This window comes from Acinetobacter sp. UBA1496, from assembly GCF_002324975.1.
GTDB classification, from domain to species: Bacteria; Pseudomonadota; Gammaproteobacteria; order Pseudomonadales; family Moraxellaceae; genus Acinetobacter; species Acinetobacter variabilis.
In genome coordinates this window covers 1-280 of record NZ_DCRI01000083.1, presented here as the reverse complement: position 1 = coordinate 280, position 280 = coordinate 1, and the positions used below count along the sequence as shown (strand labels likewise).

The following is a 280-nucleotide window of genomic DNA, read 5'->3' as shown; positions in this document are numbered from 1 at the left end:
ATGGGACTGCATGTCAAAGCTTAGGTATGCAACCTGAACATCCATCTTGGGCACTGGGTATTTTGGGAATGCCAGGATTTACTGCTTATATGGGGCTGTTGGACATTAGTCAGCCTAAAGCCGGTGAAACTTTAGTCGTTGCAGCTGCAACGGGACCTGTTGGTGCTACGGTTGGACAGATTGGCAAAATTAAAGGTTGTCGCGTGGTTGGCATCGCAGGTGGGTCTGAAAAATGTCGTTATGCAGTAGAAGAGCTCGGTTTCGATGCTTGTATCAATCA

Annotated in this window: 1 pseudogene; it reads left to right on the top strand. The window is 47.5% G+C overall.

The features are described from left to right. A pseudogene (locus B3143_RS09370) lies at positions 1-280 on the top strand (NADP-dependent oxidoreductase); the annotation flags it as partial.